This is a genomic window from Actinotalea soli (assembly GCF_017565425.1).
Classification (GTDB): Bacteria; Actinomycetota; Actinomycetes; order Actinomycetales; family Cellulomonadaceae; genus Actinotalea; species Actinotalea soli.
This window is the reverse complement of the sequence record NZ_JAGEMK010000004.1, coordinates 97,101-117,337: the sequence shown is the minus strand read 5'-3', so window position 1 is coordinate 117,337 and position 20,237 is coordinate 97,101. Positions and strand designations below refer to the sequence as shown.

Sequence of the window (20,237 nt, the reverse complement as noted above, 5' to 3'; positions counted from 1 at the left end):
GAGCCCGGCCGCCGCGGGGTTCGAGGGCCCGCCCGGGGGTGCCCGGCGGGCCCTCGAACCCTGCAGGTCAGCCGCAGTCAGCCCCGGCGTACGGGCTGGTCCCGGACGCCGTCCTGCCGTCGGCCTCCGCGGTCACCGTGACGCTCCCCGCCGTGATCGCGGGCTGACGGGTCGAGATGGCGACCGACGCGCTCCTCCCGGCCTCGAGCGAGCCGACCGTGCGGGCACCGTGGTCCGTGGTGACCGTGGCGTTGACCGGGACCTCCCCCTCGTTCGTCACCCGGACGGCGAGGACGACCGACCCGGCGACGCACCGCGTCTGGGCCGCCACCCCCACCTCCGGCGCCGCGGCGTCGACGACCACCACCTCGGCCTCGACGACGACGGCGGTCGAGCTGTACGGCTCACGGCCGGCGGCGTCCCAGGCCGTCGATCCGCCCGCCCCGACCCACTGGTTGAGGTTCGCGCCGATGGTGCGCACGGTCCCCGTGACCGGGTAGGTCCCGGCGGTCGTGCGGTCCACGGTGGCGAGGTCCCAGTCGACGGGCTGCTCGGCCGTGCCGCGCCCGTAGGCGAGGGTCACCTCGGCCGAACCGGGCAGGGCGGCCCGGAGCACGTCGTCGTCGGCCCCCTCGGGCACCTCGACGCTGCCCAGGTCGGTGGTGACCGCTCCGGTCGCGTCGGCTGCTCGGAGGTCCGCGTAGAGCTCGCCGGTGAGGGGGATGATGCCGCCGTGCTTGGTGCTCGGCGCCATGAAGAAGCCCGGGCTGTCCAGCACGGTCCAGCCGGCGTCCAGGTCGGTCGTGACCATCGGGCGGTACCCGGTGGTGGGGATGACGTCGACGTACAGGTACCAGCGGTCCTGACCGTGGGCCTTGAAGATGGCTGGGCCCTCGACGCCGCCGGGGTCCCCGCCCGCCCAGGACGCGCCGATGGTGGTCTGGATCGTCGACCACGTCGCCGACGGCTCCCACCACCGGGGGGCCGTGGTGGACTCCATGTACAGGCCCCTGCCGGCCGAGTTGTCCTTGGTGACGCGGTAGGTGGTCCCGTCGTGCTGGGTGATCGTCGTGTCGATCGTGTTGCCACCCTCGTCGATGAAGACCCCGCCGTACTCGTAGGTCTCCTGCGTGAAGTCAGAGGTCGCTCCCCACAGCACCCGAGAGTAGGTCGGCCCGGTGTGCTGGGCGTCGGTGTAGACGTTCGAGGACCAGTACAGGACGAAGGCGCCGCTGCCGTCCGGGTAGTAGTCCTCGACCCAGGTGGCCTCGGGGGCCCAGGCCATGCCGAGCTCGGCCGGGGTGGTGCCGTCGACGTCGAGGGCCACGTCGACCTGGCGCACGCCGCTCCAGGTGATCAGGTCGGGCGATTCCCAGACGTTGAGCTTCGTGCTGCCCTGCGAGCTCCAGTGGCACCACTCGACGCAGCTGCCCGCGCCGCGGTCCCCGCCGAAGACCCGCAGGTCCGTGGCGATGATGTAGTACGTCCCCGTCTCGGGGTTGTAGGTCAGGTACGGGTCGCGCACCCCGGTGGTGCCCAGGTGCGAGGCGAGGATCGGCTCGCCACCGTTGAGCGGGTCCCACCGCTCGGGGTCGTCGCCTCGGGAGACGTCGAGGTAGATCTTCTCGGCGTACCCGGCCGAGTCCTCGATGAAGTGCACCATCGCGTAGCCGAACGGCTCGTCGGCCGCGGGGGTCGCGCGCACCGTGGCGGAGACCTCGTCGGTCGCCTGGGTGCCACGGACCGTCGCCGTCGCGGTGAGAGTCGTCGAGATCGGGTCGGTCCCCGGGGCCGGCTGCTCCGCGGTCACCGTCACGCCGTCCTGGCCGATCGTCAGCCTGGGGTCGGTCGAGGTCCAGGTCACGCGCCCGCCGTAGCTGGGCAGCGTCGTGACGGGTTCGTCGATCGTCACGGGGCTGACCCGGTCCAGGACGGCCTGCGCCGCAGCCTCGTGGGTCGCGGCATGGATGGTGGCGTCAGCGGTCGAGACGGCGGCGACCTCGGTGGGGCTCAGCGCCCGGTCGTAGACGCGGAAGGTGGACACCTCGCCACGGTAGAGAGGGTCGTCGTAGGGCGCCCGCCCGATCGTGCTGAGGGACTGGTCGGTGATCGCCGCCGGGGTGAGCGTCGTCGCGGTCGAGCCGACCTGCTCGCCGTCCACGTAGAAGGTCAGGCGGCCCGCCTCGCCGTCGAGCACGGAGGTGAGGCTGTACCAGCGGTCGGCGTCCAGGGCGCTGCCCGAGCGCGCGTTGGCCTCCCCGCCCCCGCCGCTCGCGGTGATGGCGGTGCGCGCAGCGTCCCGGACCGAGGCGAAGTAGTACTCGGTCGTGGAGTCGCTGCCGATGTTCCAGAGGAAGTTCCAGCTGGTCTTCATCGAGGCGTCGAGCCTGGTCTCGATCGTCACCGTGGCGGAGGAGCGGTCCTCGAGGAGGTCCTCGGGCAGGCGCACCCAGCTGCCGGGGCCGCTCTTTGCCCCGCCGGTCAGGACGAGGGAGGACCCAGTCCACAGCTCGTCGGTGCCGTTGACCACGGTGGCGGGGCCGATCGCGTCACCCGTGCTGCTCGGGACGCTGGTGCCCGAGGTCTGGTCGAACAGGTACTCGGCGACCAGACCGGCGCGAGGGGCGTCGGAGGGCTCGGCCGCGACGCCCGTCGCGGTGAGCGGCAGGAGGGCTGCGACGAGGACGACGGTCCCCGCGGCGGCGCGGGCGGTCCTCGGACGGCCCCGGGAGGGTGGTGAGGGGTGGCCTGTCACGTCAGCTCCTTTGCTGTGTGTGGCACGTGCCGACCGGCGCGAGGCGCCCGCCGACCGCGGCGGGAGGTCGAGCGCCGGACGTCCCGCACGGGCGGACCCGGCAGGTGGATGTTAGCGCTCACTACCAGAGGTCACAAGGGTGGCGACCAGGCGAGCGACGGCCGTCGTCGCAGACCACGGCCGTGCGTGAGGCCGCTTTCTGGCGGGCGGCGGGCGTCCGGCCCGTAGGGGTTGTTCTCGCTAACAGGTAGCGCTAACCTCGCTGACGGCGACACGTCCACGTCGGATCCAGCGCAAAGGTGCCTGATGCTGAAGACGCACCCCATCTCGCCGTCCGCGAGCCCGGGGCCGCGGTGCCCGGAGCTCGCTCTCGGTCGCGGTGCCCGGCCATGACGACGACCTCGCCGCAGCGGCGTTCTCCGGGCACGAGCCCACGAGCGAGACGCTGACCACCTCGACGATCGGAACGTCCGCTCGTCAGCGAACTCGGTCCCGCACTGGCGCGGGACCGGGGATTGGAGAGAAGCGATGGACACAAGGAGCGTGCTGGCCCGCACGGCTGTCGGGGCTGCTGGAGGTCTGCTGCTGGTCGGTGTGGGCGGAGCGGCGATGGCCGACGAGCTCGGGCAGGACGAGGTCGACGTCAACGTCGAGATCGAGGAGCTGGCCCCGGCCGGGGAGCTGGCCATGACGGTCGCCTCGGACTCCGCCACCCTCACCGAGGTCGACTCCGGCGAGCTCGACGTCCGCGAGTTCCGCGGCGTGCTCCCGACGGTCACGGTCACCGACGACCGCGAGGAGGTGCCGGACCAGTCCTACTGGTACGTGGTCGGCCAGTCCTCGGCCTTCACCGGTGCCGGGGGTGAGTCGATCGCCGCGGGCCACCTCGGGTGGACCCCACGCCTCCTGACCGAGGCCGACGGCGAGGTCGCCGAGGGCGAGCAGGTCAACACGGTGCTCGACGAGACCGCGCCCAACGTCGGACTCGTGAGCGAGGAGCTGCTCGCCCTCGCCCTCGACGCCGGGGAGGCGCGGCCCGTCGGGACCTGGGAGGCGAACGCCGACCTCTTCCTCAAGACGCCCGTCGACGTCACCCCGGGGAGCTACTCCGCGACCCTCACGCTGACGCTGTGGGACGACGTCTGGTGAGCGAGCCCCCCGGCCCGCCTCGGATCCCACGTCTGGACTAGCCCGTGCCCAGGTTCTGCGTCCCTGCCGTCGCCCTGCGCGCCCTCATGGTGCTGGCCGTCGCGTCAGGTGCCCTGATGTCGTCCTCCGCAGCCGCGTCTGCGGCCGCGGAGGACGACACGGCCGACATCCGTTGGTCGGTGCGCCCCGCGGACGAGTCGGGTGCGGACGAGAGGAGCGCGATCGAGCATGCCCTCGATCCTGGTGAGGGCGTCGAGGACTCTCTCGCCGTCAGGAACCTGAGCCGGGTCGGCGCGACCTTCCGGCTGCTCGCGGCTGACGGGTTCACCACGCGGACCGGACGTTTCGACATCTTGCCCGCCGACCAGGAGTCGGTGGGCGCAGGGACGTGGGTCACCCTGCCCGAGCAGGTCACGGTCGGGCCCGGGGAGACGGCCCTCGTCCCGTTCGCGATCGCCGTGCCGGAGGACGCCGAGCCCGGTGACCACGCAGCAGGCATCACCGCCTCGGTGTCCTCGGTGCAGTCCGACGGGGACGGGGCGCAGGTCGGCGTCGAGAGCAGGGTCGGGCTCCGGGTGATCACCCGCGTCAACGGCGAGATCGCGCCTGGGGCGACGATCTCCGGCGTGGACCCCGGGTACGAGGTCCGCTGGAACCCCGCGCGCCCCGGCAGCGCGACCGTCACGTTCGACGTCCTCAACGACGGCAACACCCGGCTCCTGGCCGAGGGGTCGGTGGCTGTCGGCGGTCAGGAGGTCGCCTTCCCCAGCGAGGAGGCGGGCCGCCAGGAGCTCCTCCCCGGTGACTCCCGGACGGTGTCCGTCGAGGTGGACGACGTGTGGCCCCTGGTGTCCCTTCCTGTCACCGTCGAGCTCGATCCCGTCGTCCTCACCGTCGACGGGTCGACGCCGGAGATGACCCCGGTCACGGCAGAGGTCCGGATGTGGGCGGTGCCGTGGCCCCAGCTGCTCGTCCTGCTCGGTCTGGCTCTCGTGGCCTACTCCGCGGTCGGGAACCGCCGGCGTCGGCGTCGTCGGCTCGACATCCTCCTGGCCCGTGCCCGCGACGAGGGGCGTCGCTCGGTCTCGGTGCCCGCGCCATGACCCGCGGTCCACGGCTCTCGCGCCCGTCGAGCCTGGTCGCCGGGCGGGTGAAAGTGGTGCGTACAGCCCGCGCACCTGTCCCGTATGCCCGCCCTCCTGCCTACACTGCTCGGAGCGGTGGTGGGGTGGCGTCGCGATCAGTGGCCGTGAGGAACGGCCACGTCGGGACGGTGCCACACCGGTGGACCGCCCGCCAGGGCAGGAGTGACCGGGGATGGCCGAGCAGACGACGCGCAGCGTCCGACAGCAACGGCCCAGCATCTACGACGTTGCAAAGGTCGCCGGGGTGTCCCACATGACGGTGTCCCGGGTGCTGAACGGCCACCCGAACATCCGCGACTCCACGCGCACCAAGGTGCTCCAGGCCATCGCGGAGACGAACTTCACGCGCAGCTCGATCGCCCGGGCGTTGGCGACCCGGCGGACCATGCGGATCGGCGTCATCGTCGACGCCCCGGTCCAGTACGGCCCGAACAGCACCCTGCGCGCCCTCGAGAGCGCCGCCCGGCGTGCGGGCTACGCGATCAGCGCCTTCTCCCTGTCGGAGGACGAGGACCACCAGATCGAGAGCGGCCTCGTCGAGCTCGTCCCGCAGGGGATCGAGGCGCTGTGCGTCATCGCGCCCCGAGCCTCGTCCCTCGACGTGCTGCGGCAGCAGGGGCTGGGGATGCCGACGGTGGTGATCAAGGCTGAGCCGGAGACCGCCATGCACACGGCGGCCGTCGACCAGCAGGCCGGTGCGTCGCTCGCGGTCTCGCACCTGATCGAGCTCGGGCACCGCCGCATCATGCACCTCGCGGGCCCGCTGGACTGGTACGACGCCCGCGGGCGGGAGCAGGCCTGGCGCCAGACCCTCACCGCAGCCGGGCTGCCCGTCGTCGAACCGGTCGTCGGGGACTGGACGTCCGGGTTCGGGCACCACGTCGGTGCGACCCATGACTTCTCGCAGACCACCGCCATCTTCGTGGGCAACGACCAGATGGCCCTCGGGCTGCTCCACGGTCTGGCGAGCCGTGGCATCCGCGTCCCGCAGGACGTCAGCGTCGTCGGGTTCGACGACCTCCCCGACGCCGCGCACTTCCTGCCTCCGCTGACGACTGTGCGGCAGGACTTCGCCGCGCTGGGTGCCCTCGCCCTGGAGATGGTGCTCGCCGCCCTCGAGGGCGACTCCACCACCGGCCAGGAGCTGATCGCCGCCGAGCTCGTGGTCCGTGAGTCGACGGCGCCGCCTCCGGCCTGAGCACGGGCTGGTGGCGGGCTACCGAGGTGCGGCGCCGTAGGTGTGCCCCGCGGCGCGGAGCCGGTCGATCAGCGCGTCCCCGATCCCCGCGGCCGGGGTGAGCGAGCCCGCGCGGTCCGGCAGGGCGTCGCCGTCGTGGGCGAGGGCCAAGGCGGACTGGCCGAGCATCACGGCGGTGGCGGCGTACCCCGGGTCGCCCCGGCCGGCGGCGACGGCGAGGTACTGCTGGCCGGTCGTCGTGATCGCCCGGAGGTCGGTGCGGAACCAGCCGTGGCGGCGGGTGTCCTCGTCGGGCCCGGTGCCGGGGGCGGGGAGCACGCGGGCGAGCAGGGCGCGGGTCGGGGGAAGCATGAAGGCGGCGGCGCCCAGGCCCAGGCCCGCCGTGAGGCCGACCGCCTGCATCGCGCCGCGTGCGCCACGGCCCACCCCCATGGCCTCGCCGTACCGCAGGTCGTGACCGTAGGCCCAGCCCTGCAGGGCGTTGGACCGCCGCACGATGCGGGAGTTGACCGAGGCCATCGGGAACGGCGCGATCCACCGGCCGTCGCTCAGCCTGGTCGGTGCGGGGGAGTCCGAGGGCTGGGGCGTGGTCGACTCGGCCTCGCGGTCCGGGCTCAACGAGTAGGGGTCGCCCAGCAGGCGCCGCGCCGAGGGGTCGCTCGCCGCGAGCTCGACGATGCCGCGCATCGACTCGATCGTCCCACCGCTCACCCCGCCCCGGGCCCGCGCGACGGCCAGCACGTGGCTGAGCGTCCCGGCGTCGTCGCCCTGGACCTGGCGGTGCAGGGTGAGCATGCCCAGGTCGGACGGGATCGAGTCGTACCCGCAGCCGTGGACGATGCGCGCGCCCGAGGCCTGGGCGGCGTCGCCGTACCGGTCGATGGCCTGGCGGATGAACGGCGTCTCGCCGGTGAGGTCTGCGTAGTGGGTGCCCGCGCGGGCACAGGCCTCGACGACCGGCAGTCCGTGGCGCAGGTACGGGCCCACGGTGGTCACGACGACGCATGTGCTGCCGGCCATGGCTGCGAGGGAGTCCGGGTCGGTGGAGTCGGCGACGAGGACCGGCCAGCTGTGCGCGCGGCTCGGCAGACCGTCCCGGGCGAGCTCGACCTTCTTGCGGGAGCGGCCCGCGAGGGCGATGCGGGTGCCCTCCGGGGCGTGCTCGGCGAGGTGCTCGGCGACGAGCGCACCGACGAAGCCGGTGACGCCGAAGACGACGATGTCGTGGTCGCGGGGGGAGGAGCTCATCGGGCGATGGTCGCCGCGGGGTAGGTGGGGCGCAACCGGCGGGTTCAGCCGCGGGCCCGCACCACGCGGAGGCGCCACCCGATCGCGGTCGCCGCGGTGGCGACGAGCACCCAGACCACCGCGCTGACGAGCGGGGCGTGAGCGCTCGCGAGCAGCTGGGACGCGTAGGCCTCGTCCGAGGCTGCGAACTGTGTCGAGACGTACCAGCGGTTGCCCCAGCGGAAGAGGTCGGCCACGGCGAGGGCCGCGGCCACGACGGCCAGTCCGCGGGCCAGCGAGCGGACCCCATGGCGCCGCGCGACGGACGGCGTGGTGCTCTGGTCGAGACTCATGGGTTCCCTCTCCCCGCCGGCGCACGTGCGCCGCTGCCAGAAGGCTAGTGCTGTCTGGGTGCGCTGGGCGAGACGCGGTTCGGTACGGCCCCTGACCTGCGACCGGGGTTCCGCGAGTGCAACGATGGCCTGTGCGTACGGGTGAGGATCCACGGGCTGACGTCGCGCTCGGCGAGCAGCATGTTCCAGGGTTCGCCGTCCTCGGGCGTCTGCTGTGGGCGGGGCTGCTGGCGGGCTTCGCCATCGGTGGCGTGACGATGGTCGTGGCGGGCGGTCCGGAAGACGTCCTCCTCGCCCTGGGGTACGCCCCGGTGGCCGCGATGGTCGGCCTGGTCGCAGGGCTCGCGGTCCAGGTACTCAACGCGAGCGTGCTGCACATCGCCAGGGCTCTGCGCCCGGAGATGCGCCCCGCCGCGATGCGGCTCGTGCTGCTGCCGCTGCCCGTCCTGGGCGCCATGCTCGCGCCGTACGTGATCCTGAGCTCAGGGGGCGGGTGGGGTGCGGTGACCGCGCTCGGCTGGGTCGGGGTGCTCGTCGCCGGGGGCCTCGGTGCCGTCGCCGTGTGGGTCGCTGCGCCCTGGTGCCTGGCTCCGCTCACGACGCCGGGACCGGCGCGCGCCGGGTAGGGAGGAGGCGCTGCGCCCTCTCGACGGCGACGGCCGCCGCGTGCCGTTGCCTAGGCTGCCCCCATGGCCACAGTGATCCTCGTCCGGCACGGCCGCTCCACGGCGAACGTCGACGGTGTCCTCGCCGGGCGCACCGCAGGGGTGAACCTCGACGACGTCGGGCGTCAGCAGGCCGAGCGCACGGCCGAACGGCTCGCCGTCGTCCCCCTGGTCGGGGTCGTGTCGAGCCCCCTCGAACGCTGCCGGCAGACCGCCCAGGCGCTCCTGGACCAGCAGCAGGACGCCCCGGAGCTGCAGATCGACGAGGCCGTCACCGAGTGCGACTACGGGCAGTGGCAGGGGCGGGCCCTCGGCGAGCTGGCCAAGGAGCCGCTGTGGTCGGTGGTCCAGAGCCAGCCCTCAGCCGTCGTCTTCCCCGGCGGCGAGTCCCTCCCGGCCATGCAGGCCCGCGCGGTGGCGGCGATCAGGCGCCGCGACGCCGCGGTCCACGAGCAGCACGGCGCGGGCGCGGTGTGGGCCGTCGTGAGCCACGGGGACATCATCAAGTCCGTCCTGGCCGACGCCCTGGGCATGCACCTCGACCTCTTCCAGCGCGTCACCGTGGGCCCGGCCTCGATCTCCGTGGTCCGGTACGGGACCCACCGGCCCGACGTCGTCTCGACCAACACCGAGTTCGGGGACCTCGGCTGGCTGCGATCGAGCGGGCCGGTCACCGACGCGCCCGTCGGGGGCGGAGCCGGGCACGAGGACGGCACAGGTCACGAGCGCGGTACGGGCGATGCGGACGGCGCCGAGCAGGCCAGCCCGTCGGCTCGCTCGTAGACTGACCTCATGCGGACCCTCGTCCATGAGTACGACTGGCCGGATCGCGTCGTCGTCGGCACCGTCGGTCGCCCCGGCGAACGGACCTTCTACCTGCAGGCGCGCGCCGGCGCCCGGTTCACCAGCGTCGCCCTCGAGAAGGAGCAGTCCTTCCTCCTCGCCGACAAGATGGACGAGCTGCTCGACGAGCTGACGGCCGACGAGGACAACCCCGTCAACGCCCCCACGGAGATCCCCGTCGAGCTCGTCGACGACGACCCCCTGGACCAGCCGGTCGAGGAGCAGTTCCGCGCTGGTGCGATGCGCCTCGCCTGGGACCCGCGCACGGCACAGGTGGTTCTCGAGGCCTTCCCCGTCGAGCTGCCGCGTGAGGACGACGGCCTCGCCCCGGACGAGGAGGACGACGAGCCGAGCGAGATGCTCCGTGTACGCATCCCGGTCGGGACCGCCCGTGCCTTCGCCCAGCGCACCCGGAAGGTCGTCCACTCGGGGCGCCCGCTGTGCCCGCTCTGCGGACAGCCCGTCAACCCCGACGGTCACGTCTGCGACCTCACCGAGGAGTGACGGTCCCGGAGGTCGACCTCGACGGCGGCGAGCTGCACCTCGAGGGGCGGATCACCGTCGCCTCGAACGCGACCTTCGTCGGCACGATCGGCGAGGTCGCCGTCGTCTACAAGCCTGAGGCCGGGGAACGGCCGCTGTGGGACTTCCCCGACCGCACCCTGGCCCGCCGCGAGGTCGCCGCCTACCTGGTGTCCGAGGCGCTCGGGTGGAACATCGTCCCCCGCACCTGGCTGCGCGACGGGCCCCTCGGCGTCGGCATGGTCCAGCTGTGGCAGGAGCCCGACCCCGCGCAGGACCCGGTCGACGTCGTCCCCTCGGCCGAGGTCCCGGACGAGGGCTGGCGCACCGTGCTCGAGGGCAGCGACGAGAGCGGGCGCACCGTCACCGTCATCCACGAGGACACCGCCGCCCTGCGACGCATGGCCGTGTTCGACGTGCTCGTGAACAACGCCGACCGGAAGGGCGGGCACATCCTCCCGCTGCCCGACGGCCACCGGTACGGGGTCGACCACGGCGTCACCTTCCACGTCGAGCCCAAGCTCCGCACCGTGCTGTGGGGGTGGCTCGGCGATCCACTCGACCCCGACGAGGTGGCCGGCGTCGAGCTGGTGCGCTCCGGGCTGGGCGGTGACCTGGGGGAGGAGCTCTCGGCGTTGCTCAGCGCGCCGGAGGTCGCAGCCCTCGCCGCGCGCTGCGACCGCCTGCTCGCCGCGGGCCAGTTCCCCGGGCCCGACGGCGACATGCCCGCGGTGCCGTGGCCGCTGTTCTGACTCAGCCCCGGTCTGCCGCCTGAGGTGCGGCGGGGGAGTCGTCGTCCCCCGCGTCGGGCCGGTGCTCGAGGATCTCGCCGGGCTGGCACTCGAGGACCTCGCAGATGGCCTCGAGGGTGCTGAAGCGGATGGCGCGGGCCTTGCCCGTCTTGAGGTTGCTGAGGTTGGCGAGGGTGATGCCCACGCGCTCGCTGAGCTCGGTCAGGCGCATCTTGCGCTGGGCGAGCACGACGTCGAGGTTGACGATGATCGCCATGCTCAGACCGTCAGCTCGACGTCTTGACGCAGGGCGTGCGCGGCGCGGAACAGCCGCTCGAGCAGCGCGAAGCCGCCCAGCAGCAGCAGGATCGCGATCTCCAGCCCGAGCCAGGCGAGGAACACCCCGGGGTGTCCCTGCCCGAACGCGAGGTTGAAGGCCACCAGCCCGACCAGGTAGTAGACGGCGACCCCGGCGATGAGCAGCTTGACCTGCCGGAAGACCCGCACCGTCGGGGTGGAGAAGGCCTCGCCAGCGTCGACCAGCCGCAGGAAGCGCAGCAGCAGACCGATCCCGACCAGCACGGGCAGGAACCCGGCGACCGCACCCAGGTAGGTCGGCAGGCGCAGATGCGCGTACTCGGGCAACGTCGCTGCCGACTCGAGGCTGAGCAGGTACAGGACCCCGGCCGCGGCGACGACCCCGCCGGCGAGGACGAACAAGAGCAGTCGCAGGATCTTGGTCTCCATGGGCCCACCCTACGACGACATATCGATAGTCAACAACTAGTTGCTGTTCTACGGGTCTTGATCGATCTGGTCTACTGGGGCACATGGTGGCAGGACCCGAGCCCTTGGTGCTCGACGCTGCGTCGTACATGGGCGTGGTCGCGGGCAGCGCACCCGGTCGTGAGTACAAGGCCTTCGCGAGGAACGCCCTCGATCTGCGGCCCGGGCTCGACGTCGTGGACGTCGGCTGCGGCCCGGGGACAGACCTGCGGGCCCTGGCCGACGCCGTCGGGCCTACCGGATCGGTCCTCGGCGTCGACCGGGACCCGACCATGCTGGAGCGCGCCGGCGCCGTGGCGGAGGGGTCGGTGGTCGAGGTGCGGCAGGGCGACGCCCACGACCTGCCGCTGGCCGACGCCACGGTCGACAGGGTGCGCACCGACCGCGTGCTCCAGCACGTGGTCGACCCGCGCCGCGCGGTCGACGAGGTCCGCCGGGTGCTCCGTCCCGGTGGCCGGGCGGTCTTCGCCGAGCCGGACTGGGACACCCTGGCCATCGCCGCCGAGGAGGTCGAGGCGAGTCGGCGCTTCCGCGACCACGTGCGCGACGTCGTCGTCCGGAACGGTCACATCGGGCGTCAGCTCGCCGGCCACGCGCACGCCGTCGGGCTGCAGGTGACGGGCGTCGACGTCGTGCCCGGGGTGTTCCGAGACCTCGCCCTGGCGGACACGATCCTGGGGATCGAGCGCAACGTCGAGCGCGCCATCGCCTCCGGGCACCTGGCCACCGAGGCGCGCGAGTGGGTCGCCGCCCTGCGGCAGGGGCCGTTCGTCGCGACCCTGGCGATGTTCGTCGTCACCGCCGAGAAGGTGCGCCTCGCCGGTGGTGCGCGATGAGCACGGCGGCCTCCTCGGTCGACGACCCGGGGCCCTTCTTCCACGGCACCAAAGCGGCGCTGAGCACCGGTGACCTGATCGAGCCGGGACGCAGCTCGAACTTCGGGGCACGTCGCTCCGCGACCTTCGTGTACCTCACGGCCACGATGGACGCGGCCATCTGGGGAGCCGAGCTCGCGGTCGGCGAGGGGCCCGGTCGGATCTACCTCGTCGAACCCACCGGCGCCCTCGAGGACGACCCCAACCTGACGAACACGAGGTTCGTGGGCAACCCCACCCGCTCCTACCGCACCCGCGAGCCGCTGCGGGTGCTCGAGGAGGTCCTCGACTGGGAGGGGCACCCGCCCGAGGTCCTCCAGGGGATGCTGGACCACCTGGAGAAGCTTCGGCAGGAGGGCGTCGAGGCGATCAACGAGTGACCCGTGGCTTGCGGTAGGAGGCCCGGGCCCACAGCCACCCCAGCACCGTGAGCCCGACGCACCAGGCGAGGGCCGTCCACGCCGTCGTGGTCGGCACCGTCGTTCCCGCGAGGAGCCCGCGCACCACCTCGATGATCGGGGTGAAGGGCTGGTGCTCGGCGAACACGCGGACTGCGGTGGGCATGGTCTCCACCGGGACGAACCCGCTGCCGAAGAACGGCAGCAGCATGAGGATCATCGGGGTGTTGGAGGCGGTCTCGACGCTCGGCGCGGCTGCGCCCATCGCCACGGACAGCCACGTGAGGGTCAGGGCCACGAGGCTGAAGACGCCTGCGAGCCCGAGCCACCCAAGGAGGTTCGCGCCGGGCCGGTACCCGAGCAGCACGGCCACCCCGAGCACCACGGCCGTGGCCAGGAGGGTCTGCACCACGGCGCCGACCACGTGCCCGCCGTGCACGGCCACGGAGGCGACCGGCATGGTCCGCAGCCGGGTGACGATCCCGCCGGTCATGTCCATCGCGACGCCGATCGCGGTGGCCTGGGCGATGCTCGCGGCGGTCAGGATCAGCACCGCGGGGGTGATGTAGTCCAGGTAGACCTCGCGGCCGGCAGCCCCGGGGGTGATGCCGGGTGCGACGCCAGCCCCGAAGGCTCCGCCGAACACGTAGACGAACAGCAGGAGCAGGACCACCGGGGTGCCGACCAGGAGCACCGTCATGGACGGGTTGCGCAGGATCCGCAGCAGGCTGCGTCGCGTCATCGTGACCAGGTCGTGCGTGGCCCCGCCGAACCCCGACGGCGCGGTCCGGGTGAGCGGGGGAGCAGGAGCAGCTGCGGCGGTCATCACGCCACCTCCGTCGAGTCGTGCCCGGCGCGGGCGGAGCCGGCCCGGTCAGGGTCGGTCAGGGCGAGGAAGACGTCGTCGAGGGAGCCGGCGTCATGGGTGGCCTTGAGGCCGGTCGGGGTGTCGTGGGCGACCAGACGGCCCTCGTGCAGCACCGCGACGTGGTCGGCGAGCTGGTCGGCCTCCTCCATGTACTGGGTGGTCAGCAGCACCGAGGTGCCACCCGCGACGAGGGTGCGGACCTGGTCCCAGAGGTCGCGTCGGGCCCGCGGGTCCAGACCGGTGGTGGGCTCGTCGAGGAAGACCACCTGCGGTCCGCCGACGAGGGTCATGGCCAGGTCGAGCTTGCGCTGCATCCCCCCCGAGAGCTGCTGCCCCTGCTTGCGTGCTGCGTCGGTCAGGCCGAAGCGCTCGAGAAGATCGGTGACGCGACGTCGGCCCTCGAGGCGAGGGAGGTGGAGCAGGTCGGCCATGAGACGCAGGTTCTCGACCGTGGTGAGCAGCGGGTCGACGGCCGAGAGCTGACCGGTCACGCCGATCAGCCGCCGCACGGCCTGGGGCTCACGGGCGACGTCGTGGCCCAGCACGCGGGCGGTGCCGCCGTCGGCCGGGATCAGGGTGGACAGGATCGAGACGGTGGTCGTCTTGCCGGCGCCGTTGGGGCCGAGCAGGGCGGTGACGGTGCCGACGGGGACGGTGAGGTCCAGCGCGTCGAGCACGGTCTGGTCGCCGTACCGCTTGTGGAGCCCGGCGACCTCGATCGCGGGGGCAGGGGTGGTGGGCATGCTGACTCCTCTGGGCAGTGCCGGGGGCTCCCGGCGATGCGGGGAGCGTCAGATGTCGAGGTCCTCGACCTCGGGTTCGGTGGTGTAGGGCTCCACCAGGGCGGCCAGCTCGGCGGGGACGGCCGCGCGCAGCTCGTCGAAGCTCTCGAAGACGCTGAGGGTCGCCGACGTGCTCGTCGTGCCCCACTGCTGCTCGCTGCTGAGGTGCTTGCGCCAGCCGGTCAGGTCTCCGTCCTTGCCGGCCGTGTGGACCCACTCCGGGGGGTGGGTGACGTGCAGGGCGTAGCGGCCGGTGCGGGTGCGGTAGACCCGGTGCTCCTCGTTGCCGTAGCTGGTGGACCGGGACCACTCCGCCAGCTGCACCCCCTGGAAGCGCTGCAGCTTCTTGGCACCGGGGCCCACGCCGACGGTGATCTCGTCGAAGCCCGCGAGGCGCCCCTCCTCGACCTCGACGAGCCGGTGCAACGCCTTGGTGATGGCCGCGGAGAGGTTGCCGCCGGTGAGCTCCTGCGCGCGCTGGAAGACGGGCAGGTCGGCGTCGGAGACGTAGATCGTCTTGTTCGGCATGAGGCCATCGTAGGCATGGCACCGAGTATATGCATACGTCTACGTATAGTGTCTAGCCGCATCTCGGGCCCGGCCGTCGACGATGCGGCCATCGCGATCCTTGACCTACGGTCGTGCCCTGGGCAGGGGCGAAGCCCTGACCGACGACGGCCACACCGTGGCGGCATGCGCATGGAGCTCGCGTTGTACCTCGCGGCCGCAGTCGTCGGGGGTCTGCTCGCCTCGGCGATCCGGCTCCCTCCCCTCGTGGGGTATCTCGCAGCGGGGTTCGCGCTGGGTGCCCTGGACTCTCCCGCCCCCGCCGGCCTCGAGCAGATCGCCGAGATCGGCGTGGTGCTCCTGCTCTTCACGATCGGGCTCAAGTTCGACGCGCGGACCTTGCTGCGCCGCGAGATCTGGCTCACCGCGAGCGTCCACATGGCGCTCTCGACCGCCGTCGGGCTCGGATTCCTCGGACTGCTCGTCGTGATCGGTGTCCCCCTGGTCGCCGGGGAGTCCTTCGGTGCCCTGGCGCTCGTCGGGTTCGCCCTCTCGTTCTCCTCGACGGTGTTCGTCGTCAAGGTGCTCGAGGACCGCTCCGACGCGACCTCTCTGTACGGGCGCATCGCCGTCGGGCTGCTCGTGCTCCAAGACGTCGCCGCCGTCGCGTTCATGGCTGCCGCGGGCGGTCACGTGCCGAGCCCGTGGGCGCTGCTCCTGGTCCTCGTGATCCCCGCCGCCTGGCCGCTGCACCGCATCTGGGACCGGATCGGGCACGGCGAGCTGCAGGCCCTGTTCGGGGTGACGGTCGCTGTCGCCCTCGGGTGGGGCGTCTTCGAGGCCTTCGGCGTGAACGGCGAGCTCCGTGCCCTCGTCATGGGTGCGCTCCTCGCCAAGCACCCCAGCTCCTCCGAGCTCTACCGGTCCCTGATGACGTTCAAGGACCTCATGCTCGTCGCGTTCTTCCTCGAGATCGGTCTGCACGGGCGCCCCGGGCTCGAGGAGGCCCGCCTTGCTGTGGCGCTGCTGGCCGTGCTGCCCTTCCAGGTCGCCTTCTACGCGGTGCTCCTCTGGGTGATGAGGCTGCGGCGCCGCACGGCCTTCCTCGCGGGGCTCGTCCTGGCGAACTTCTCCGAGTTCGGGATCATCGTCGCGGTGGTCGGGGCCTCGGCCGGCCTCCTCGACGCACGGTGGGTGGTCGTGATCTCTCTCGCCGTGGCGATCAGCTTCGCGGTCTCGGCCCTGCTCAACCGCCGCGGCGTCGAGCTCGCCACCAGGATGGTCCCGCTGCTCCCGCACCACAGCACCCAGCAGCTCCACCCCGACGACAGGCTCGTCGACGTCGGCAGGGCCGACGCCTTGGTCATCAGGCTCGGTCGGATCGGCGCGGCCACCTACTCCCAGCTGCGAGACAGGTACGGCCTGTCCGTCCTCGGCGTCGAGCACGACGCGGTGCGGGTGGCCGAGCTCGGGGCTGATCGGTTCGAGGTCCTCCGCGCGGACGCCACCGACGTCGAGTTCTGGGACCGGGTCGAGCGCGCCGGGCAGATCAAGGTGGCGGTGCTCGCCATGCCGTTCCACAACGCGAACCTCATCGCCCTCAACCGCCTCCAGGCGGCAGGCTTCACAGGGACGGTCGCCGCCGTGGCCCGGTACGACGACGACGTCGCCGAGCTGAGGCGGCACGGGGCTGACGCCGTCTTCCACCTCTACGGCTCAGCGGGCACCGCCCTCGCCGATCACGCGGCGGAGCTGCTGCTGGGCACGGCCGACCGGGGTCCGTCGCACGGCCCCGAGGCTGAGTCTCCTGGGGCCTAGCCCACGCCGCCGGCGCTGGCGGCTGCGCGTGCGAGACGCCCGGCCAGCTCACCGAACGCCCTCGTGAGCTCCGCAGGGCCGATCACCTCGATCTCGACGTCGAACCTTCCCAGGGTCGCCGCGAGCCCCACCCAGGACCAGGCGCCCAGCACCACCCGGCAGCGTCCGTCGCCCAGGTCCTCGACCACGCCGTCGTACGCGTAGGGCACCACGTCGCGGAGGGGGGCGTGCAGGATCACCTCGCCCTCGCAGGGCCACGCTCCCGGCCCGGTCGACGGGGCGGTCGCCCCGCGCCACCTCCCGGTGACGAAGTCCACGACGTCGCCCCCGGGCACCTCGCGCCGCGAGAAGCGCGCGCCACCCGGGGTGCGTGGATCGAGCCGGTCGAGGCGGAAGGTGCGCCAGTCGTCCACGTCCAGGTCCCAGGCCACGAGGTACCAGTGGCCGGCGCGGGTGACCAGGTGGTGGGGCTCGGCGCGACGGGGCCCGCGGGACTCGGCCCGCTGGCCGCCGGGGCTGCGGTAGTCGAAGCGGAGCACCTCGTGCGCGCGGATCGCGGCGCTCACCGCCGTCAGGACGTCCGGGTCCACCGGGTCGGCGACGGCCGCACCGGGCACCGCCCGGACGTCGAGGGCGTCGACACGGTGCCGCAGCCTGGCGGGCAGGAGCTGGCGGACCGTGGCCAGCGCGCGGGTCGCGGCCTCCTCCACGTCCGCGCCCGTCCCTGCCGCGGTCCGGAGCGCGACGGCGAGGGCCACGGCCTGCTCGTCGTCGAAGAGCAGGGGCGGCAGGGTGGCACCGGCCTCGAGCCGGTACCCGCCCTCGCGCCCTCGGGTGCTGGTGACCGGGTACCCCATCTCGCGCAGGCGGTCGACGTCGCGACGCACCGTGCGGTCGCTGACCTCGAGGCGGTCGGCCAGCACGGTCGCCGGCCAGTCCCGTCGCGCCTGCAGCAGGGACAGGAGCGTCAGGAGCCGGGAGGAGGTGGTGGGCACGTCGTCCAGTGTGCCGTGCTATCCGGACACATCCTGTCCAGTTGGTCTGTGAGTGTGCAGGTGCATCGCCAGACCGCGCGGCGCACCCGTTCTCGGAGGAGACACCATGTCCATCAGCACCGTCACCCACATCAACCTGCGCGGCGAGGCCCGTGCCGCCCTCGAGCTCTACCAGTCGGTCTTCGGGGGCGAGCTCACCGCCGTCACCTATGCCGATGCCCACGCCGTCCAGGACCCCGCCGAGGCGGACCAGGTCATGTGGGGCCAGGTCGTCTCGGCCGACGGGTTCCACGTCATGGCCTACGACGTGCCGTCCTCGATGCCCTGGGAGCCTGGGCAGAACGCCTACTTCGTCTCGGTGCGCGGCGCCTCGGCCGAGGAGATCACCGAGCGCTGGGAACGCCTCGCCGTCGGCTCCACCGTGATCGTCCCGCTGGCCCCGGCCGGCTGGGCCCCGCTCTACGGGATGCTGCGCGACCGGTTCGGCGTGGTCTGGGTGCTCGACGTCGCGGCGGCGTACGACGGCGCCTGAGGACGGCGGGCGGCGGTGGTCGGCGCAGGTAGGGCGCCGGCTACCGCCCGAGCCCTCCGCCGTCGACGAGGTCGAAGGCGTTGCCCTCGGGGTCGATGAGGGTCATCGAGCGCCGGCCGTGGTCGTTCACGCTGCCGACCCGGCGGGCGCCGAGCTGCTGCAGCCGGCGGGACTCGGCGTCGAGGTCGTTCGTGGTGAGCTGCAGGTGCAGCGGCGTGGTCAGCGTGCGGCCGTCGGTGACCTGGCGGAACACCAGAGGAGGGATCCCCGCGGTGCTCCCGGTGACGAGCTCGGCGCGGGCCGGGCTGGCGCCGGGGGAGAGGTCCACGCGCAGGGCGGCGGCCCAGAACTGGGCGGCGGCCAGGGCGTCGAAGGCGTCGTACGCGAGGCCGGCGAAGGTCGTGGTCCGGGACGCGCGGTCGGCGGGCCGGGTGGCGCGGTGCTGCGAGAGGGCGGTGGCGGTGGTGGTCATGGGGACTCCTTCGGGGAGGGGGCGGTGCCTCGGGTAGACCTCGGCCCTCGAGCCGCGTAGCCTGAACGGAGGCGCCTCCGCTTCGTACCGACAGACTAAGCGGAGGTTCCTCCGATTAGCAAGAGGAGAGCTGTGCCGACCGCCACGATCAAGCCGCTGCGTGCTGATGCCCAGCGCAACCGTGACCGCCTGCTCGCGGTGGCGACCGCCGCGCTGCTCGAGGACGTCGACACGCCCCTCGAGACGATCGCCGAGCGCGCCCAGGTCGGGATCGGCACCCTCTACCGCCACTTCCCGAACCGGGACGTCCTCGTGGAGGCCGTCTACCGGCACGAGGTCGAGGAGCTCTGCGACGCGGCGCCCCTCCTGCTCGACGGTGACCGCCCGGCGATCGAGGCCCTGCGTGACTGGGCGGGGCACTTCGTGCGGTACGCCGCGGCCAAGCGTGGCCTCGCCGCGACGCTCCGCGCCGCCGTCGGCTCGGACTCCCCGCTGTTCGCCGAGACCCGTGAGCGCATCGTCGGTGCCCTGGACGTGCTGCTCGAGGCATGCCGGGCGGAGGGCTCCGTGCGCTCGGACGTCGGTGCCGAGGACGTCGTGCTCGCGATGTCGGCCGTCTGGCTGGTGCCCGACGGCGACCAGTGGGACGCCCAGGTCCGCCGGCTGCTCGACCTCGTGGTCGACGGGCTGCGGTTCGGCGCTGGCGGGTCAGGGTCTGCTCCCTGACCCGCCCGCCGGGCCGGCCTACCTGCCGTGCGGGTCGCTCGCGTTGACCGCCGCGACCACCTGCGGGTAGTCACCCCGGGCCTCGCCGAAGCGCAGGAGCTTCACGTGCTCGACGAGCACCTCGGGGGCCTCGGGCTGCTCGCGCAGGATGGTCATCACCTCGGCGATGAACTCCGCGAGGGGCATGGCGTTCTCGTTGGTGGCCTGGCCGGGCATGAGGTCCGTCTGGACGCTCGGCGGCACCAGCTCGACCACCCGCACCGCGGTGTCCGCGAGCTGCAGGCGCAGGCTCTCGCTGAGCATGTGGATCGCTGCCTTGCTGGCGTTGTAGCTCGGGGTGACCCGGAGCGGGACGAAGGCCAGCCCTGAGGAGACGGTCATGATCGTCGCGGCAGGCCGGGACCGGAGATGCTCGAGGAAGGCCGCGATCAGGCGCACCGGGCCCAGCACGTTGGTCGTGATGGTGCGTTCGGCGCTCGCGAGGAAGCCGTCGGGGTGGTGCCAGTCCTCGGCCTGCATCACGCCGGCCATCGTCACGAGGGTGTCGAGACCGGGCCACCGGGCGATGACCTCCTCGGCCGCGACCTGGATGCTCGCGGGGTCGGTGGTGTCCACGTGCACGGTGCCGAGGCCGGGGTGCTCGGCGGCGATCTGCTCGAGGAGCTCGGTGCGGCGCCCGCCGACCACCACGGTGCTGCCGGCGTCGTGCAGGGCCAGGGCCAGGGCGAGACCGATCCCGCTGGTCGCGCCGGGGATGAAGACGGTGCTGTCGTTGATGTCCATGGCACCACCGTGGTGCGGGCAGCCTGCGGAGGGGAGCGGAGCGGTGATCGGGGGATCAGCGGTCCCTGGCTCCGGAGCGCCCGGGACCTGGTCCTGCTCCCGCTCGC

The 20,237-nt window shown here is 72.9% G+C and carries 23 protein-coding genes; 12 read left to right on the top strand and 11 right to left on the bottom strand.

From position 1 onward, the window contains the following. Positions 1-67: 67 nt before the first annotated feature. On the bottom strand, positions 68-2,755 hold the full coding sequence (locus J4G33_RS09700; protein WP_208055762.1) for a LamG-like jellyroll fold domain-containing protein: 2,688 nt from the start codon (positions 2,753-2,755) through the stop codon (positions 68-70). 528 nt (positions 2,756-3,283) lie between these two features. On the opposite strand from J4G33_RS09700, the gene J4G33_RS09695 reads away from it, so the two are divergent. The 3 genes from J4G33_RS09695 (at position 3,284) to J4G33_RS09685 (ending at position 6,247) form a co-directional block, all read left to right on the top strand. Further along, positions 3,284-3,904, top strand: a complete 621-nt coding sequence (locus J4G33_RS09695) for a hypothetical protein (RefSeq protein WP_208055761.1) — start codon at positions 3,284-3,286, stop codon at positions 3,902-3,904. Between the two features lie 44 nt (positions 3,905-3,948). Then, positions 3,949-5,007, top strand: a complete 1,059-nt coding sequence (locus J4G33_RS09690) for a COG1470 family protein (RefSeq protein WP_208055760.1) — start codon at positions 3,949-3,951, stop codon at positions 5,005-5,007. A gap of 214 nt (positions 5,008-5,221) precedes the next feature. Next, positions 5,222-6,247, top strand: a complete 1,026-nt coding sequence (locus tag J4G33_RS09685; protein ID WP_208055759.1) for a LacI family DNA-binding transcriptional regulator — start codon at positions 5,222-5,224, stop codon at positions 6,245-6,247. Between the two features lie 18 nt (positions 6,248-6,265). On the opposite strand, the gene J4G33_RS09680 is transcribed toward J4G33_RS09685, so the two are convergent. Next, positions 6,266-7,495 carry a saccharopine dehydrogenase family protein gene (locus tag J4G33_RS09680; RefSeq protein ID WP_208055758.1) on the bottom strand — a complete coding sequence of 410 codons (1,230 nt, stop codon included), beginning with the start codon at positions 7,493-7,495 and terminating at the stop codon, positions 6,266-6,268. 44 nt (positions 7,496-7,539) lie between these two features. After that, positions 7,540-7,827: a hypothetical protein gene (locus tag J4G33_RS09675; RefSeq protein WP_208055757.1), complete on the bottom strand. Its 288-nt coding sequence runs from the start codon at positions 7,825-7,827 to the stop codon at positions 7,540-7,542. Between the two features lie 131 nt (positions 7,828-7,958). On the opposite strand from J4G33_RS09675, the gene J4G33_RS09670 reads away from it, so the two are divergent. From J4G33_RS09670 to J4G33_RS09655, 4 genes are all read left to right on the top strand, one after another. After that, positions 7,959-8,453, top strand: a complete 495-nt coding sequence (locus tag J4G33_RS09670) for a hypothetical protein (protein WP_208055756.1) — start codon at positions 7,959-7,961, stop codon at positions 8,451-8,453. 63 nt (positions 8,454-8,516) lie between these two features. Beyond that, complete coding sequence (locus tag J4G33_RS09665) at positions 8,517-9,275, top strand: MSMEG_4193 family putative phosphomutase (protein WP_208055755.1); 759 nt, start codon at positions 8,517-8,519, stop codon at positions 9,273-9,275. A gap of 9 nt (positions 9,276-9,284) precedes the next feature. Beyond that, the gene (locus J4G33_RS09660) at positions 9,285-9,839 is read left to right on the top strand and encodes a DUF3090 domain-containing protein (protein ID WP_208055754.1); all 555 of its coding nucleotides are present in this window, start codon (positions 9,285-9,287) and stop codon (positions 9,837-9,839) included. Beyond that, positions 9,836-10,609, top strand: a complete 774-nt coding sequence (locus J4G33_RS09655; RefSeq protein ID WP_208055753.1) for an SCO1664 family protein — start codon at positions 9,836-9,838, stop codon at positions 10,607-10,609. Before J4G33_RS09660 ends, J4G33_RS09655 begins: the two co-directional genes overlap by 4 nt. Before the next feature lies 1 nt (position 10,610). On the opposite strand, the gene J4G33_RS09650 is transcribed toward J4G33_RS09655, so the two are convergent. Both J4G33_RS09650 and J4G33_RS09645 read right to left on the bottom strand, forming a co-directional pair. Next, positions 10,611-10,865: a helix-turn-helix domain-containing protein gene (locus tag J4G33_RS09650; protein WP_208055752.1), complete on the bottom strand. Its 255-nt coding sequence runs from the start codon at positions 10,863-10,865 to the stop codon at positions 10,611-10,613. A gap of 2 nt (positions 10,866-10,867) precedes the next feature. Next, entirely contained in the window at positions 10,868-11,335 is a 468-nt protein-coding gene (locus J4G33_RS09645; protein WP_208055751.1) for a DUF2975 domain-containing protein, read from the bottom strand. A gap of 83 nt (positions 11,336-11,418) precedes the next feature. On the opposite strand from J4G33_RS09645, the gene J4G33_RS09640 reads away from it, so the two are divergent. Continuing rightward, complete coding sequence (locus J4G33_RS09640) at positions 11,419-12,210, top strand: methyltransferase domain-containing protein (RefSeq protein WP_208055750.1); 792 nt, start codon at positions 11,419-11,421, stop codon at positions 12,208-12,210. Beyond that, entirely contained in the window at positions 12,207-12,629 is a 423-nt protein-coding gene (arr, locus tag J4G33_RS09635) for an NAD(+)--rifampin ADP-ribosyltransferase (RefSeq protein ID WP_208055749.1), read from the top strand. Before J4G33_RS09640 ends, arr begins: the two co-directional genes overlap by 4 nt. On the opposite strand, the gene J4G33_RS09630 is transcribed toward arr, so the two are convergent. The 3 genes from J4G33_RS09630 to J4G33_RS09620 are packed head-to-tail and all read right to left on the bottom strand — an operon-like array spanning position 12,619 to position 14,825. Further along, positions 12,619-13,473, bottom strand: a complete 855-nt coding sequence (locus J4G33_RS09630; protein ID WP_208055748.1) for an ABC transporter permease — start codon at positions 13,471-13,473, stop codon at positions 12,619-12,621. The genes arr and J4G33_RS09630 overlap by 11 nt on opposite strands. After that, on the bottom strand, positions 13,473-14,258 hold the full coding sequence (locus tag J4G33_RS09625) for an ABC transporter ATP-binding protein (protein ID WP_208055747.1): 786 nt from the start codon (positions 14,256-14,258) through the stop codon (positions 13,473-13,475). Before J4G33_RS09625 ends, J4G33_RS09630 begins: the two co-directional genes overlap by 1 nt. A gap of 48 nt (positions 14,259-14,306) precedes the next feature. Continuing rightward, positions 14,307-14,825, bottom strand: a complete 519-nt coding sequence (locus tag J4G33_RS09620; RefSeq protein ID WP_208055746.1) for an EXLDI protein — start codon at positions 14,823-14,825, stop codon at positions 14,307-14,309. 165 nt (positions 14,826-14,990) lie between these two features. On the opposite strand from J4G33_RS09620, the gene J4G33_RS09615 reads away from it, so the two are divergent. Beyond that, positions 14,991-16,622, top strand: coding sequence for a cation:proton antiporter domain-containing protein (locus J4G33_RS09615; protein ID WP_243758901.1), 1,632 nt, complete (start codon positions 14,991-14,993; stop codon positions 16,620-16,622). On the opposite strand, the gene J4G33_RS09610 is transcribed toward J4G33_RS09615, so the two are convergent. Next, positions 16,619-17,617 (bottom strand): helix-turn-helix transcriptional regulator, encoded by a 999-nt coding sequence (locus J4G33_RS09610; RefSeq protein WP_208055745.1) that lies wholly within the window; start codon positions 17,615-17,617, stop codon positions 16,619-16,621. The two genes, J4G33_RS09615 and J4G33_RS09610, sit on opposite strands and share 4 nt — an antisense overlap. 106 nt (positions 17,618-17,723) lie before the next feature. Here J4G33_RS09610 and J4G33_RS09605 point away from each other — a divergent pair, with 106 nt between their 5' ends. Further along, positions 17,724-18,149: a VOC family protein gene (locus J4G33_RS09605; protein ID WP_208055744.1), complete on the top strand. Its 426-nt coding sequence runs from the start codon at positions 17,724-17,726 to the stop codon at positions 18,147-18,149. Positions 18,150-18,189: 40 nt separating this feature from the next. Here the strand turns inward: J4G33_RS09605 and J4G33_RS09600 are convergent, their stop codons facing one another. Further along, entirely contained in the window at positions 18,190-18,621 is a 432-nt protein-coding gene (locus J4G33_RS09600) for a VOC family protein (RefSeq protein ID WP_208055743.1), read from the bottom strand. 132 nt (positions 18,622-18,753) lie between these two features. Between J4G33_RS09600 and J4G33_RS09595 the strand changes: the two genes are divergently transcribed. Then, complete coding sequence (locus J4G33_RS09595; protein ID WP_208055742.1) at positions 18,754-19,347, top strand: TetR/AcrR family transcriptional regulator; 594 nt, start codon at positions 18,754-18,756, stop codon at positions 19,345-19,347. Between the two features lie 18 nt (positions 19,348-19,365). On the opposite strand, the gene J4G33_RS09590 is transcribed toward J4G33_RS09595, so the two are convergent. After that, on the bottom strand, positions 19,366-20,130 hold the full coding sequence (locus tag J4G33_RS09590) for an SDR family oxidoreductase (RefSeq protein WP_208055741.1): 765 nt from the start codon (positions 20,128-20,130) through the stop codon (positions 19,366-19,368). Between the last annotated feature and the right edge of the window lie 107 nt (positions 20,131-20,237).

Excerpts from the sequence above, each read along its gene's own strand:
- J4G33_RS09605 (WP_208055744.1), top strand. The coding sequence starts at position 17,724 with ATGTCCATCAGCACCGTCACCCACATCAACCTGCGCGGCGAGGCCCGT.
- J4G33_RS09685 (WP_208055759.1), top strand. The coding sequence starts at position 5,222 with ATGGCCGAGCAGACGACGCGCAGCGTCCGACAGCAACGGCCCAGCATC.
- J4G33_RS09630 (WP_208055748.1), bottom strand. The coding sequence starts at position 13,473 with ATGACCGCCGCAGCTGCTCCTGCTCCCCCGCTCACCCGGACCGCGCCG.
- J4G33_RS09645 (WP_208055751.1), bottom strand. The coding sequence starts at position 11,335 with ATGGAGACCAAGATCCTGCGACTGCTCTTGTTCGTCCTCGCCGGCGGG.
- J4G33_RS09695 (WP_208055761.1), top strand. The coding sequence starts at position 3,284 with ATGGACACAAGGAGCGTGCTGGCCCGCACGGCTGTCGGGGCTGCTGGA.
- J4G33_RS09660 (WP_208055754.1), top strand. The coding sequence starts at position 9,285 with ATGCGGACCCTCGTCCATGAGTACGACTGGCCGGATCGCGTCGTCGTC.
- J4G33_RS09675 (WP_208055757.1), bottom strand. The coding sequence starts at position 7,827 with ATGAGTCTCGACCAGAGCACCACGCCGTCCGTCGCGCGGCGCCATGGG.
- J4G33_RS09650 (WP_208055752.1), bottom strand. The coding sequence starts at position 10,865 with ATGGCGATCATCGTCAACCTCGACGTCGTGCTCGCCCAGCGCAAGATG.
- J4G33_RS09665 (WP_208055755.1), top strand. The coding sequence starts at position 8,517 with ATGGCCACAGTGATCCTCGTCCGGCACGGCCGCTCCACGGCGAACGTC.
- J4G33_RS09600 (WP_208055743.1), bottom strand. The coding sequence starts at position 18,621 with ATGACCACCACCGCCACCGCCCTCTCGCAGCACCGCGCCACCCGGCCC.
- J4G33_RS09620 (WP_208055746.1), bottom strand. The coding sequence starts at position 14,825 with ATGCCGAACAAGACGATCTACGTCTCCGACGCCGACCTGCCCGTCTTC.
- J4G33_RS09680 (WP_208055758.1), bottom strand. The coding sequence starts at position 7,495 with ATGAGCTCCTCCCCCCGCGACCACGACATCGTCGTCTTCGGCGTCACC.
- J4G33_RS09640 (WP_208055750.1), top strand. The coding sequence starts at position 11,419 with ATGGTGGCAGGACCCGAGCCCTTGGTGCTCGACGCTGCGTCGTACATG.
- J4G33_RS09590 (WP_208055741.1), bottom strand. The coding sequence starts at position 20,130 with ATGGACATCAACGACAGCACCGTCTTCATCCCCGGCGCGACCAGCGGG.
- arr (WP_208055749.1), top strand. The coding sequence starts at position 12,207 with ATGAGCACGGCGGCCTCCTCGGTCGACGACCCGGGGCCCTTCTTCCAC.
- J4G33_RS09625 (WP_208055747.1), bottom strand. The coding sequence starts at position 14,258 with ATGCCCACCACCCCTGCCCCCGCGATCGAGGTCGCCGGGCTCCACAAG.
- J4G33_RS09615 (WP_243758901.1), top strand. The coding sequence starts at position 14,991 with ATGCGCATGGAGCTCGCGTTGTACCTCGCGGCCGCAGTCGTCGGGGGT.